This is a genomic window from Gloeocapsopsis sp. IPPAS B-1203 (assembly GCF_002749975.1).
Classification (GTDB): Bacteria; Cyanobacteriota; Cyanobacteriia; order Cyanobacteriales; family Chroococcidiopsidaceae; genus Gloeocapsopsis.
Map to the genome: position 1 here is coordinate 84,816 of NZ_PEIG01000002.1, position 14,297 is coordinate 99,112.

The window sequence follows — 14,297 nt, forward strand, 5'->3', positions numbered from 1 at the left end:
TGCATCTCTCAAAGAAGTGAAGATGAGGTTATTAACCCTGTTTTTCTGTCCTAGATGCAGTAACTCAAAGGAAAAACAGTATGATTCCTCTCAAATACGATTCAGCTTTGTAGGGAAAAATGCTACATTTGGGAATAGCTAGTTTCTCACACAGTACCTGGCTTAATTCTGTTCAAAGCTCTCAAACACATTTAACATTTATGAGCATTAGCACTAAATGAATTCGTTTGAGAGTGCCAGATGTATGGCACAGAAAGTGTTACCTAACACAAAAAGCAGAAAAGTGTCAGACTAGTTGGTGCAACTTTAATCATACTTATTTAGCCGAACCACGCTGGCATGGGTTTTTGGAAAAGCTGGTTTAGCGGTTCTGAGTTAACCGCTGGTACCAAAACGACCGCAGATGAGGAGTACGCCATTGCAACTGCAAGTGTTGCTCCAAGTAGCGATCGCCCAGAAAAATCTGGCGAAGGCGATCGCATTATTTTTAGTAGCGAACGTGAAATTGACTTGTACGAACTTGAGGAACTTTGTGATGCGGTTGGTTGGTCGCGTCGTCCGTTGCGCAAGGTAAAAAAAGCCATGCAGCACAGTTTCTTGGTTGCCTCAATGTGGGAAGTTCGCGGTACTCAACGAAGACTGATTGGTTTTGCTCGCGCAACTTCAGATCATGCCTTTAATGCAACAATTTGGGACGTTGTTGTTCACCCATCCTTTCAAGGTAAAGGCTTGGGCAAAGCCCTGATGAAATACACGATCAAAAAACTCAGAAGTGAAGACATCAGCAACATTACATTATTTGCCGATCCTCACGTTGTGGATTTTTATCGTAGCTTAGGATTTATGTCTGATCCTGAAGGTATCAAAGGCATGTTTTGGTACCCCAGCTAAGCGTATTGAAAATTAAATCGTAAAAACTAGCCCCGCTATGCTATACTAGCTAGGGCACAACTCAAATTACGGGATGTAGCGCAGCTTGGTAGCGCGCCTGCTTTGGGAGCAGGATGTCGCAGGTTCAAATCCTGTCATCCCGATACATAACAATATCAATATAATTTCATTGAGCTTTCTTGAAAAATTGCTTACATTTCTGTCAGGCGGAACGATCTGATCGTCGGCAACGTCTGGCTTGGTTATTATCAATTACTCGCTCAATAAGCAAAGCGAGTGGCAAAGCGCTAACATAACAAAAATTACTGCAGCGCGTTTACAAACCAGATACTTTGTCATAATCTATTGGGCGATTAATGCCAGGAGCAGTTATGAAATCAATTTTTCGTTGGGGCGCAGCTTTAGGAATTCTAGGAAGCGCCATCATGGGTTCTACCCTTACAGGTAATCTACGGGCACTAGCTTTGCCGCAAGAGCAAATTTTGCAAAAATTGGGTTCTGTCCCTGTCTTCACTATCACTGACAGCCAAGGTGCTCCTCTTGTCGCAACTCCTCCTCAGAACGCACAAAATCAAAATCAACAAGCTCAAAGTCCAGTCGCTGGCGTTTTTATTAGCCAAAAAGATGCCCAAGCGTTTGTGAACAATCTTAAGAAAACAAATCCACAGCTAGGGAATACAGTAAGAGTTGTCCCTGTGCCACTAGGAGAGGTATATAAACTTGAACAAGCCAACCAAAATCAACCAAATTCATTAGATATTGCTTACATACCCGCAAAACAGCAATTTGATGCGGCTTTAACTCTTTTGCGACAAGGTGGTAGTAACTCAGAGTTACGTAAAGCATGCGAACAAAACAAAAGACAGTTAGAAGATTGTGTAGGAACTCCGCTATTCGTCGCGCGAGCCGGAAAAGAAAGGGGCTACTTGACGATGAAGATTAACCGCCCCCAAGCAAATAACCAGCAAGCAGAAGTTGAAGTTATTCCTTTCTACTTCAATAAAGAAGAATTACAAGGAATGCTCGACCGTTTTAAAAAGCAGCAACCTGAGTTAGCCTCTACGGTTGATATCCAAGTCCTCAATTTAGAAGGAATGTTAGAAATTCTGAAAACTCGCAACGACGAGGGCGTACAGCAAATTGTCCTCGTTCCACCCCAAGAGTCGATTCAGTACGTGCGATCGCTCCAACAACCTGCCGCAGGTGGTCAAAATCAAGCTCAACCCCAGCGTCCAGCACCGCAACAAGCAGCGCCCCAGCGCCGTTAATCTATGAGTCAATTGTCTTGGAAACTTTGCGAGAGCGGAGGAACCCCCGCACGCAAGTTTCCGCTGCTAACATCTGGTTTAGCGCTTTGGCAATGGCGTAGTGCTGCTCAAAAAGCAGCGCTCGCTGCTAATGTGCCTGTCACAGAAGTAGATTGGTTACTGCAAGAAGTCGCCGGATTAGATCGTCTCTCCTTACGCTTAGAATCGTTCAAAAACCTGCCACAGATTCCACTTCAATTATCACTAGAAGAGTTAGAGGATTTATGGCAACGCCGCATCAATGAACACTTACCAGTGCAATACATTACAGGAGTGACACCGTGGCGACATTTTAAGCTGGCGGTTTCCCCTGCCGTATTAATTCCCCGTCCTGAAACCGAGTACATCATTGATTTAGCTGTTGCTGCAGTGCAAAATCATGATTGCCAACTCGAATCAGGACACTGGGCGGACTTGGGAACTGGTAGTGGCGCGATCGCACTCGGACTTGCTCAAGCATTACCAAAAGCAACGATTCATGCGGTTGATTGCAGCGCAGCAGCATTAGCAGTAGCACGCCAGAATGCCCAGGCAGTTGGTCTTGCCCATCAAATTCATTTCTATCAAGGTTCTTGGTGGGAGCCTTTAGATTTTAAAGGTCAGCTGAGTGGTGTGGTGTCAAATCCACCCTATATTCCTAGTCAGCTTGTACCACAACTACAACCCGAAGTCGCACTTCACGAACCCTCGTTAGCTCTAAACGGTGGTGATGACGGCTTAGACTGCATTCGCCATTTGGTAGCAACATCTGCTGACTACCTACAACCTGGTGGTATCTGGCTAATTGAGATGATGGCAGGACAAGCTGAGGTTGTTGCTGCACTCTTGCAAAGTCACGGCAGCTACTGCGATATTGAAATTTATCCCGATCTTGCAGGTATTGAACGATTTGCTTTAGCCTACCGCAGGGGTGAGGAGTGAGGGGTGAGTCATGAGTGACTTGTGCATAAGTTTTGAGTTTTGAATGTTGAGTTTTGAGTTAAAACTTCTTCAATTAACAATTGAACTCTCATAATTCAGCACTGAAGCGAAGCGGGGAAAAGTTATGACTCAAGTTTCTATTACCGAACTCGTAGCTGGGGTACGTTCTGGTTATGTAGTTAGCTTTCCTACAGATACAGTCCCTGCCCTCGCCGCATTGCCAGAAAAGGCAGATTTAATTTTTACATTCAAGCAACGCAGTCAAGATAAACCATTAATTCTCATGGGTGCCCAGGCAAGCGATCTTTGGGGTTTTGTTGCTGAAAGCGACGGAAAAACGCAATGGCAGCAAATCGCTGACTTATACTGGCCTGGAGCATTAACGCTTGTGCTGCCTGCATCAACACGCGTACCTAAACAGGTTAATCCCACTGACCCTAGTACAATTGGATTACGAGTGCCCGCCAACGCGATCGCGCGAAGTATTTTGGCACAAACAGGTCCCTTAGCGACAACAAGCGCTAATTTATCAGGTCAGCCGCCGTTGCAAACAATGGCAGAAATTGCTGCGCAGTTTCCTGATGTCATGACGCTCTCACAATTAGACATTGCAGAAAATAGTCATATCGGTGCTCCTTCTACTGTGGCAAAATGGACAGGTAAAAGTTGGGAGATTTTGCGGCAAGGAGCGGTAGAGTTAGAAGTTTAAGCTTGTATAAAAACGAATGAGCTGGATTAATTGGGTATATCTAGCAACAGGGCTAGGGTTAGGACTGGGAAGTCACAAAGCATTTGCACAACGTGACAAAAAATCGGTTAATGAAGAGAAGTTATTGCAAACGCATCAGCAACTTCCACTCGCGACACCGACTGAATCAGTATTAAAACAACTACGGCAAACTCAGTTAGCATATCAGCTTGCTCAAGAACTTAGTCAGTTCAAAGCTGGCTTTTTAGTACGTACTGCTCACGAACTGCGATCGCCATTAAATAGTCTGATTGGATTGCACCAATTGATTTTATCTGATTTATGCGATAACCCTGCTGAAGAGCGCGAGTTTGTCGCTCAAGCCCAGCAAATGGCACTCAAACTCGTCAAGTTACTTGACGAAATTCTTGATGTTGCCCGCATTGCTAATAACAGCGACACTTTAGAAATTCAGCCATTGCAGTTAACTGCTGCGCTTCAGGAAATTGAGCATCTTACACAGACTTTAGCAGCCAATCGTAATATTAAACTTCAAATATCATCCCTTGATCCTGAAACTTATATTTTGGCAGATCCACAGTGGTTGCGCTTTGTACTGTTAAACTTAGTGGAAACTTGTATCCAAACAATGGAAGCAGGCAGCATTGTCATATCATCTCAACTCATCCCAAATGCTGAATTAGCTTATATTTCCTTCGATGTGCCATTACCAATCGACACTTGGTCTGAATCATTAGATGCAATGCACTTCGAGCAACAAATAAGCTTACAACAAGAAGAAACTCTTTCCCCTGGGTTTAAGCTACTGCTGAATCAGACAGTATTGGAACTTATGCAAGCTAGTCTCAGCTTTTTACCCGTTTCCCCTGTAACAGATATTGAGCCACTAACGCGGATTCAAATTTCTATCCCCCTGGTAATTCCTGAAGCTGAATTTCCTGAGTAGGGAAACCTAACTTTGGTTGGTTGTACAGTACCATCGTGGTATTAGAATTACACTCAAAACCAATTCGTTCGTAAAAGCTCTGCTGGTGAGTTGTCATCAAGTAAACACGTTCTACTCGATTCATGTGTGGATGAGTTAAAACACTTTCCACCAACTTACGCCCTAGCCCAGCACCTCGATAGTCAGGGTGAATCACAACATCCCAAATTGTTGCACGATAAACACCATCTGAAGTTGCTCTAGCAAAACCAATCAGTTTTTCGCCATCCCAGACACTCATCACTGGTTTACTATTACTAATGGCAATACTCAAATCTTCAAGAGTACGATCTTGTGCCCAAAAAGCTGCCACCTGAAATAAATTGTGTAGTTGGTGGAGATTAAGCGGCGATTGGCAATGACCATCTATCGAAATCGAACTATCGCAAAATTGAATGTGGCTGTAGTCCATAGTGTCCTGATTTGAGCTTCGTATATCGTAACGCTTGGTTTATACTTTGCAAAACAAAGTCGTTACTGTGTATAGCCAGTAATCCACAGTAAATTTGCCATAAAGTAAATTTTAAAACTGTTACTAATTAAACGTACTGATATTAATTGGTAATTCGTCATTAAATTAAGAATACTCATTGCCCAACCAAGAACGGAACCGGCTAAGTTGAAATATCGAAAATTGCAACGACACAAAACACAACGAGAATGCCAGCAGATTATCCTCGCGACATGATTGGTTACGGGCGCAAGCCACCACACCCCCAATGGCAAAACCAAGCACGGGTTGCCGTGCAGTTTGTGATTAACTACGAAGAAGGGGGAGAGACTTGCATCTTACACGGCGATCAAGCATCAGAAACATTCCTATCAGAAATTGTTGGCGCAGTTCCTTTAATGGGGTTGCGACACATGAATATGGAGTCAGTCTATGAGTATGGCAGTCGGGCTGGCTTCTGGCGACTGCATCGAATTTTTACTGAACGCAGAATTCCGGTTACTGTCTATGGAATTGCTATGGCACTAGAGCGCAACCCAGAAGCAGTTGCAGCTATGCGCGAAGCTGATTGGGAAATTGCCAGTCATGGCTGGCGTTGGATTGATTATAAGTATTTTGGTGAAGCAGAAGAACGCGAACATCTACACAAAGCGATCGCTATTCACACACAAGTGACAGGTAGTCGTCCTCTAGGTTGGTACACTGGTCGCACGAGTGCTCATACACGCCGATTGGTGGTAGAAGAAGGTGGCTTTCTCTACGACTCAGACAGCTATGCAGATGACTTGCCTTACTGGATACAAGACTATGGCAAACCTCATCTTGTCATTCCATACACCTTGGATAATAATGATATGCGCTTCGCCACAACTCAAGGTTTTAACTCAGGCGATCAGTTTTTTGCCTATCTCCGCGATGCCTTTGATGTTTTGTATGCCGAAGGCGAAACTGCACCCAAAATGATGAATGTAGGATTACATTGCCGCTTAGCAGGACGACCTGGACGTGCAGCTGCCCTAGCTCGTTTTCTAGATTACGTGCAGCAACGCGATCGCGTCTGGCTCTGTCGCCGCATTGATATTGCTCAACATTGGCACCAATATCACAAACCCAGTGATAAATAACTCACGCACCAATTGAGAGTCAATCAGAATCGCTCAAATGGGTGAATTGTTGTCTATGCCACTTGAAGTATCATAGAAATATATTCAAAAGTATATTTCACTACAGAAAATAAATACTATAGTATGAACAACAAACAGTATTCACCCAAAAATAAAACGAGCAGTGCAGCAGAGTTGTGGCAATTGCTGCAAGCCCTATGTCACAGGATCGGATCTTGGATGATTTACAAGTCGGAATATCTACAGCGTAGCAATTCTGCTTATAAAGATCGGTATGCACACAAGGCACGTTTTTACACTTATCTACCATCCGCAGAAGAAGAACGCGATTGGTTAGAATCTCATTACACAAATTAGATGAATTTGATTCGTAATAGGCTATGCCCCGTTACGCTAACGCAGTTATCTGTTTTCTTCTGCACGTCTGCTATATCTTGACGCCACTAACACGAATCAGGTATGTGATCTGAGCTACACTACATAGCTGGTATTTTGCTAAAACTGGGAACGACTCATGTTGAAATACTAGCGGGCACAGATGCCAAATCGGACGCTGAATTTGCAAGGCTTACTCAAGTTATTTCTTCAATCTCACTGCCCACTTTGCCAGCGTCCTACTCCACAAGAATTTTGTCAAGACTGTCATAGACAGCTGCAACGCTGCAAACTTACTAATCATCACTATTTCCAGCAAGAATTACCAGTTTTTGCTTGGGGAGACTATAGAGGTACGCTCAAAAGTGCGATCGCTGCTTTGAAGTACAACAATCAACATCAAATTGCCAAGCCACTGGGTCAATGGTTAGCACAAGCATGGCTCACTTCGCAACCTGACAAAAAATTAGTTGTTGTTCCTGTACCATTACACGCCGACAAGTTAAAAAAGCGGGGCTATAACCAAGCTGAACTACTAGCAGAGAGTTTTTGCGATTTTACTGGATTCGCTTTGCGATCGCATGGTTTAAAACGAATCAAAGCAACAGAGGCACAATTTAGCTTATCTGCATCAGAAAGAGAACAAAATTTAGCAACAGCGTTTTCACTAGGAACAGAATTTCAGCGCCAACGTCCAAAATATCGAGTTCTATTGCTAGATGATATTTATACTACTGGAGCAACAGTACGTTCAGCGGTTCAAACTTTACAAAAACAAGGAATATCTGTGTATGGTGCCGTTGCAATCGCCGCTCCTAGTAGAAATATTCTCAATGATAAAAGTGAGAACAAAGTAATGTAAAGTTTAATATGTTATTTCTCCTGATTAACCTTTATTCTTTGCGTTTGTGCCCTGCAGCAAATTAATGAAAGCATGGGCAATGTATGAAAACGCCACTTATAATAAACCCACCTAAGCCGTTTTGCCGGAATACTGCGCTAAATGATAATAAAAGCTTGTGCAACAAGGTTGAGCCGGATAGTGCTTCCCTTGACGTTGCTTGCAGTGGGAACAAGTTTTGTTCCCTCAGCGATCGCTCAACAAACCAGATTATACAATCCTATTCCTTTGCCTTCTAGTAATCAAGTTTCTGATACGCTCTCAGAACGAGATATTCCTACAGGAGATGGCGGATTTGCCCGCGATTACTTAGTAAGATTCAACCAAGGCGATAATATCGCGATTGATTTAGTATCAGATCAATTTGATACCATTGTTGCCTTGATGTCACCTGAAGGCGCTACGCTTGCAGAAAATGACGATGGTCCTGATGGTACGACAAATTCTTTACTTTTTACTCGCATTACACAAACTGGAAATTACATTGTTCGTGTCCGTTCATTTGGTGAAACTGGTGGAGGAGCATTTACCCTGCGAGTGACAAGACTACGACCGATTTGATGAGTTTTGAGTCCTAAAGAGTTTTGAATTATGTTAGCGTAGCGGTGCCTTAGCACGTTTTGTTAGCGTAGCGGTGCGTTAGCACGTTTTGAATTTTCTTAACTCACCCCTCACTCCTCACCCCTCATAACTCTGCTTTTTAGTGTTGTAGTGCTGTTAGTACACACAATAATAATGCTTCTGTCCATTCTACGACTGCACCGTAGGTATCTCCGGTATGTCCTCCGAGTTTGTGATTGAACCAAGCGCCAGTAAGAAAAGCGATCGCACTTCCACTGATCGCTATCATTACACTACTCATAACGTCATTGTGAAGTAAGATTCTGAAGCTACTCAACCCCAGTAACAACAACAATGCCAGTAAAATGTCGCGTGGGTGTAAAGCAGCTTTATGAAAAGCACCTTTACCTGTTGGTTTTAAGTAAGAATAGCGGGCGATCGCAAGTTGCTGTCCCCAGCGTCCCCAACCACACGCAGCCATCAATGCGAACCAACGATCAGAACTGATCTCACTCAATGCCGCAGTTTTTAGAACTAATAAGGCGATCGCTGCCATAGCCCCAAATGCTCCGGTAGCACTATCTGCCATCACCTGTAACCTTTTTTGCGGATCTTGTACAGCTAGCCCATCAGCAGTATCCATTGCCCCATCTAAGTGGAGTCCACCAGTCAGAGCAATCCAGCTGATGATAACTAATACACTACGTGTGAGCATAGGTATGCCAACAAAGTTCAATCCTGTATCCAAGAGTCCTAAAACTCCTCCAATAACTAGTCCTACTAGCGCTACATATCGAGATACACCACAGAACTCTAGCGTCGTCGCAAAAGGTATAGGAAGACAAGTATAAAAAACGAAGGCAGCTGCTAAATCAAACCGTAGTTGATTCCACCATTGTTTATCCACCGCAGCTATCCATCAAAACAAATTGCAGAAAAATAAATAAAAAATCAGACATCAGCAGCAGGATCGCTGCACAAAACTTGAGATAAGATTGACAGGGACAGAGCATTAATTGTCTGTTCTTTCTGTCATCTTACCTTTTCTATGCCTCTCTAACTGAGCTTCTACCTTATTTATCTGCCAACTTACATTTTTAGAGGTAGTTTGTTCTTAAAATATTTCAACCAAGGACACAATCTACGCCTAATCTATATAGAATTCATAGGTATCTCAATGTATAGCGTCAGCAGAAAGTTATTTAACTAGTACACTACTTGTTCAGGAAAGCACTTCCCCTTTCGTTTGTATTCTCTGTAATTGCTAAAAGGCTGTTTGATTATGAATCACCATAGCTCCGACACTGGGTTGCCAGCACCGTGCATTATTCACACTGGTATAGTCGTCAACAAGATAGATATGCGGAGACTGCTGGCTGATTTAGGTCGCGTCCGCTATTTGCATATTCAGGAAGGTAAAATACAAAGCGAGGGCGAGGGAGATGTGGTAGAGGTGATTGCTAACCCAAGTCAGTCTACAATTGTAGCCAATCAAGCCCTATATCTAAACGTTTATAGTTTTGATTATGTAGAACTACAACAGTCACCACAACAAGAAACTTATTTTGATTTAATCCAAGATAGCCGATGCTTGCGCTTGATTCCGTTGTCTACTCCTATGCAAGAACGAGCTTCGCGGAATTTTAATGAAACGGCTCTTGAAGTTATGATGGATCAAGTCTTTTCGGCAAGATGGGATGCAGAAAGTGACGATGATGGTGCTTGTCCATTTTAAGCAAGCGATTAGCAATTAGCAATTAGCTATTAGCGAGTTAGTGATTTTCCTTTGTTTGTTCAACAGTAACTTTTATTTTGAGTGAGAAATTTTTGTTTCAAGTTTTGGCTGAGTGCAGCCAAACAGAAGCACGGGCTGGGCTTTTTCTGACACCACATGGTATTGTCGAAACACCACGGTTTATGCCAGTGGGAACGCTAGCTAATGTAAAAACAATCACCACAGCGCAACTTGGAGAAACAGGAGCGCAAATGGTGTTAGCGAACACTTATCACCTCCACCTCCAACCTGGCGAAGAGATTGTAGCAAAAGCTGGCGGTTTACACTCATTTATGCAGTGGCATGGACCAATGCTTACTGATTCAGGTGGATTTCAAGTTTTTAGTTTAAGTGAATTGCGGCAAGTTACTGATGAAGGTGTCACTTTTCGTTCGCCGCGTGATGGTCAAGTTATTCATATCACACCAGAAAAGTCTATTCAGATTCAAAATACTTTGGGTGCGGATGTGATTATGGCGTTTGATGAATGTCCGCCCTACCCTGCAAGCCGTACAGCAGTTGAAGCCGCAACAAATCGAACTTACCAATGGTTAGAACGCTGTATCGCTACTCATCAGCGTCAAGATCAAGCATTATTTGGAATTGTGCAAGGTGGCATTCATTTAGATTTACGCGCGCAAGCTGCTCAGGCACTTGCTAAATTGAATTTACCAGGATATGCAATTGGTGGCGTGAGTGTCGGAGAACCACCAGAACTGATTCATCAGATAGTCAAAGCAACCGCGCCGTTTCTCCCGCGTGAAAAACCACGCTATTTGATGGGTGTGGGTACATATCGTGAAATGGCGCAAGCTGTAGCCGCAGGCGTTGATTTGTTTGATTGCGTGATTCCTACACGATTAGCGCGACATGGTGCGGCATTGGTACAACAGGGGAATCGTTGGAACTTAAAAAATGCTCAGTTTCGCGAAGACTTTACGCCCCTTGATGAAACATGTCCGTGCTACACATGTCAAAATTTTACACGAGCGTATTTGTGTCATTTGGTGCGATCGCGCGAAATTTTAGCTTACACACTTTTGAGTATTCACAACATCACTGAACTCGTCCGCTTTACCCAACGTATGCGCGAGGCAATATTAAGCGATTCCTTCACAACTGAATTTGCACCTTGGCTGACACAAGCAGAAGATTGAATATATTCATGTCAGCAAGCTTGGGATGTGCGATCGCTGTGATGTGTTTTGTAGAATAAATATCTTTTTGCGAAAAGCTAGATACTATTCATAATTCAGTTTAGCTAACATTTTGTTAAGCTTTCAAACGAATCACCCGACTTTCTGCATTGCCATCTACAGTCAATCTATAAATAAAGATTCCAGGGGGTAAAAATTCCCCCGCATCATTTTTACCATCCCAGACAACAGATTTTTGACCAGCACTCGGATGAGTTTCATCAACTAGTTGGCGAACATAAGCACCAAACTGATTCCAAATATCAATCGTGACTTTGTTGACATTCTCCGGTAACGTATACTCGATCGTCACTGCTTTCTCAAATTGTTCTGGCGCGTTTGTTGTCAAAAATCTTAAAGGTGCAACTCTCTCCACCACAGGGGCTGTTACTGGTGCAGTAGAATACTTGTAAACAGTCTTGCCTGAAGCATAGCCGACAGTCACGGGATTACCAAAAAATCGGAAGCGATTGATAAATTGTCCGATCTGATTGGCATCTTGCCAATTTTTTCCACCATCTTTGGTTTCGCTGCTAAAACCTCCTTCAAAGTCAGCATCTCCCCAACCACCAACCCAACCTTGGTTCTCATCAACAAATCCTATACCTTCGAGGTTGGCATTTCCTTGAGGATCGTTGATACGAAGTCTCGTCCAAATTTTTCCACCATCTATTGTCTTGAGAATTGCGCCTTGATTGAAATTTTCCAGCGAGACAAATCCAACATTTGCATTGAGAAACTGAATTTTCCAACCCCATTCTCCTAAAGGAAAAGAGGTAATATCGGCGACTCGGTTTACCCAAGTTTTTCCTCCATCTTCTGTATAGAGAACTACTGGAATAACATCATCGCGACTAGGATTAGTAATAGTCGGATCGGCTTTTCCACCAACAACCCAGCCACAATCCTCATTCATGAAATAGTTATCAACTAAAAGTGTGGCATATTCGCTCATATCCAACGCAGTCCAAGTTGCTCCACCATCGATAGTCTTAACTATACGCGGAGGGCGATTAGGAAAGTTAGTTCCCGAACCGTAAACAACTGATTCATTCACAACTGAAAGACCGCAAATTGCTGATGGGGCAAGTTCGGGAAGAATATTGTCTATCAACTGCCAATGTTGACCGCCATCTGTAGTAGAGTATAAACGTTTTCCTGCTGTTAGCGTTCCAGCCCATCCTTTTAAGGGATTAGCAAAACCAATACACCTTAAGTAAACACTATCCTGCAATTGTTGCTCCCAGGTATTGCCGCCATCGGTAGTTTTGATGATTTGACCGTTACTGTTAACTGCCCAACCTACCAAAGCGTCGATAAACCAAATATCATCAGTTCTCGAACTAGCTATAGGTGCATTAGTAGGAAACCATTGTAAGTTTACAGATGTCATGACAAATATTGCCTCTTGCTTAGGTATACAGTTATTTGGATTACTGAGGAAAATTACTATCTTTCCACTGCTGGAATAGGTTAATTCTTGCTTCTGTCCAAGGTCCTTCGGGAAGTAAAGGCATAGACTTGGAAGCTACCGAGTCTAAAATTTCGTCTGCATTATTTTTCACAGCCTCATAATCACCAAGATTGACGGGAAATCGCGGTTGCGACTTCATATGAGCTACATCCATTGGAGAGAATAATTGAGAAATCCCGTTAGTCCAGGTTCCCCCATTGGGTTCGGGAGAAATGGTATGCGCGATGTTCTTCAGCGACACTGAAACCTCTGTTAAAGCTGGTCGCAATTGAGGAAAAGGTTGAGTTCTCGCGTCGTTAATCAGCGCGTCACAAGCTTGGGCAATTTCTTGCAGCCTCTCTTGGAAAAAGATCCAAGCACTACGCATCTGCGGAAGCAACTGCACATCTGCATAGACTTCAAAACTTGGACCTGCATTCATACCTAGAAAGCCTTCGCCTGCTGGTAATTGAGTGATTGCTTTAGCCAAAGGAGAAATGCCAAAAGGCATCAGACTAATAAACGCACTCTTGAGAACGTACATCTGTTCGTCGTTTTCTTCGGTGTGGGCAAAGAAACGTAGGAGTATCTGCAACATCACCTCATAAAGAGCAACAAAGATCTCTACTACATCGCGGCTTAGGGTATCGGTAATAATATTCGCACCAGGAGTTGTATTATCTTGCTGAAGACTTAAGAGGGGGTTTTCAATGACTGGACGAGTCGGTTGAAAATTGGCATCGTTCTGCAATTCTGCTAAATACTCTTCGCGAATTTTTGTGAATTTAGTAAAATGACTGTCATCTCTCTGGGCAGGAGAACCTTCGCCCTGTACGACAATGAGATCGATCGCTTTTATTGCTGAATCCAAGTCTTTAACCTGAATCATCTCTTTAAAAATTCCCGTTGCTTGAGCTTCAGGCGAGCCAATAAATAGTTTTTGCCCGATAGTTTCAAAGCCTTGGCGGATGAGTCCGTAGAGTTCACCAATCGTGTTATATTCCAGTTTTCTTGGCAGTAATGGTTTTGGTAGAGTCAACAATATTAGTAATTCTTCGTCTCTAATTCTTTGACAAAACTGAGTCCAATTCTCTCTTTGTTCCTCATTGTCAAAATGATTTGGTAATTCAAAACAAATATAGCGGTTCAGCGTGGTTTCATTGAAAGGAGCTAGTTTGAATTGAAGTTTTAAAGATGTATAGGTTTTAGCCTGGGGAAAATTTGCACGGCGGAAATATGGTGCTCCTCCTATGGCTGTGAGCAGATTGCTAGCTAGGGCTAGATGCAGCATTTCCTGCACGGAAATTTCATTAATTGTCCGTCGCCACCTATTAATTTTATTTAATTGAGCTTGAGAAATTCCTTCATCTGTAGATTCTTTTAAACTAAAGGCGGTAAAAAGATATTGGCAAGCAAGCGAATGTTCTAATTCTGCTGCTTGGGAGAGAAGATAAAGCAAGTCTTCTCTGGTTTTGACTTGATTGTCTGTACTCATATTGGGTAATGGATAATGGGTAATAGGTAATAGGAAAGCTGTTAGCGTTTAGCAGTTAGCAAGGGGAAAAAAGCTAGTCGAAGAAACCGCTAATTACTAATTGCTGCCAATGACCGATCACCCGTTGCAAAACAACTATTGATATCAAATCTGG

General features: G+C 43.0%; 15 protein-coding genes and 1 tRNA gene. 12 read left to right on the forward strand and 4 right to left on the reverse strand.

The genetic code is table 11. The annotated features are described in order from the left end of the window. Positions 1-339: 339 nt before the first annotated feature. The 6 genes from CSQ79_RS03670 to CSQ79_RS03695 all read left to right on the forward strand — a co-directional run bounded on the left by CSQ79_RS03670 (position 340) and on the right by CSQ79_RS03695 (position 4,774). On the forward strand, positions 340-891 hold the full coding sequence (locus CSQ79_RS03670) for a GNAT family N-acetyltransferase (protein ID WP_099699853.1): 552 nt from the start codon (positions 340-342) through the stop codon (positions 889-891). A gap of 69 nt (positions 892-960) precedes the next feature. Continuing rightward, a tRNA-Pro gene (locus CSQ79_RS03675) sits at positions 961-1,034 on the forward strand. A 228-nt stretch (positions 1,035-1,262) separates the two neighbouring features. Then, the gene (locus tag CSQ79_RS03680; protein ID WP_099700281.1) at positions 1,263-2,159 is read left to right on the forward strand and encodes a Tic22 family protein; all 897 of its coding nucleotides are present in this window, start codon (positions 1,263-1,265) and stop codon (positions 2,157-2,159) included. 3 nt (positions 2,160-2,162) lie between these two features. After that, entirely contained in the window at positions 2,163-3,119 is a 957-nt protein-coding gene (prmC, locus tag CSQ79_RS03685; RefSeq protein WP_099699854.1) for a peptide chain release factor N(5)-glutamine methyltransferase, read from the forward strand. A gap of 124 nt (positions 3,120-3,243) precedes the next feature. Beyond that, a complete protein-coding gene (locus CSQ79_RS03690) occupies positions 3,244-3,828 on the forward strand; it encodes an L-threonylcarbamoyladenylate synthase (protein WP_099699855.1) in 585 nt (194 codons plus the stop codon). 16 nt (positions 3,829-3,844) lie between these two features. Continuing rightward, positions 3,845-4,774, forward strand: a complete 930-nt coding sequence (locus tag CSQ79_RS03695; RefSeq protein ID WP_099699856.1) for a sensor histidine kinase — start codon at positions 3,845-3,847, stop codon at positions 4,772-4,774. Here CSQ79_RS03695 and CSQ79_RS03700 read toward each other — a convergent pair. Further along, complete coding sequence (locus CSQ79_RS03700) at positions 4,734-5,225, reverse strand: GNAT family N-acetyltransferase (RefSeq protein ID WP_099699857.1); 492 nt, start codon at positions 5,223-5,225, stop codon at positions 4,734-4,736. The two genes, CSQ79_RS03695 and CSQ79_RS03700, sit on opposite strands and share 41 nt — an antisense overlap. 248 nt (positions 5,226-5,473) lie before the next feature. Here CSQ79_RS03700 and puuE point away from each other — a divergent pair, with 248 nt between their 5' ends. The 4 genes from puuE to CSQ79_RS03720 all read left to right on the forward strand — a co-directional run bounded on the left by puuE (position 5,474) and on the right by CSQ79_RS03720 (position 8,225). Then, the gene (gene puuE / locus CSQ79_RS03705; RefSeq protein ID WP_099699858.1) at positions 5,474-6,388 is read left to right on the forward strand and encodes an allantoinase PuuE; all 915 of its coding nucleotides are present in this window, start codon (positions 5,474-5,476) and stop codon (positions 6,386-6,388) included. A 219-nt stretch (positions 6,389-6,607) separates the two neighbouring features. Next, positions 6,608-6,745, forward strand: coding sequence for a hypothetical protein (locus CSQ79_RS27365; protein ID WP_289500465.1), 138 nt, complete (start codon positions 6,608-6,610; stop codon positions 6,743-6,745). Positions 6,746-6,926: 181 nt separating this feature from the next. After that, positions 6,927-7,625, forward strand: coding sequence for a ComF family protein (locus CSQ79_RS03715; protein ID WP_099699860.1), 699 nt, complete (start codon positions 6,927-6,929; stop codon positions 7,623-7,625). A gap of 141 nt (positions 7,626-7,766) precedes the next feature. Then, complete coding sequence (locus CSQ79_RS03720) at positions 7,767-8,225, forward strand: pre-peptidase (RefSeq protein WP_099699861.1); 459 nt, start codon at positions 7,767-7,769, stop codon at positions 8,223-8,225. A 139-nt stretch (positions 8,226-8,364) separates the two neighbouring features. On the opposite strand, the gene cobS is transcribed toward CSQ79_RS03720, so the two are convergent. Next, positions 8,365-9,132 (reverse strand): adenosylcobinamide-GDP ribazoletransferase, encoded by a 768-nt coding sequence (cobS, locus tag CSQ79_RS03725; RefSeq protein WP_289500466.1) that lies wholly within the window; start codon positions 9,130-9,132, stop codon positions 8,365-8,367. Between the two features lie 375 nt (positions 9,133-9,507). Between cobS and CSQ79_RS03730 the strand changes: the two genes are divergently transcribed. Together CSQ79_RS03730 and tgt are read left to right on the forward strand one after the other, a co-directional pair. Further along, positions 9,508-9,960: a hypothetical protein gene (locus CSQ79_RS03730; protein ID WP_099699863.1), complete on the forward strand. Its 453-nt coding sequence runs from the start codon at positions 9,508-9,510 to the stop codon at positions 9,958-9,960. 77 nt (positions 9,961-10,037) lie between these two features. Continuing rightward, complete coding sequence (gene tgt / locus CSQ79_RS03735) at positions 10,038-11,156, forward strand: tRNA guanosine(34) transglycosylase Tgt (RefSeq protein WP_099699864.1); 1,119 nt, start codon at positions 10,038-10,040, stop codon at positions 11,154-11,156. Between the two features lie 115 nt (positions 11,157-11,271). On the opposite strand, the gene CSQ79_RS03740 is transcribed toward tgt, so the two are convergent. Both CSQ79_RS03740 and CSQ79_RS03745 read right to left on the reverse strand, forming a co-directional pair. Next, positions 11,272-12,588, reverse strand: coding sequence for a YCF48-related protein (locus CSQ79_RS03740; protein ID WP_099699865.1), 1,317 nt, complete (start codon positions 12,586-12,588; stop codon positions 11,272-11,274). A 40-nt stretch (positions 12,589-12,628) separates the two neighbouring features. After that, positions 12,629-14,143 (reverse strand): ferritin-like domain-containing protein, encoded by a 1,515-nt coding sequence (locus CSQ79_RS03745; RefSeq protein WP_099699866.1) that lies wholly within the window; start codon positions 14,141-14,143, stop codon positions 12,629-12,631. Positions 14,144-14,297: the final 154 nt, after the last annotated feature.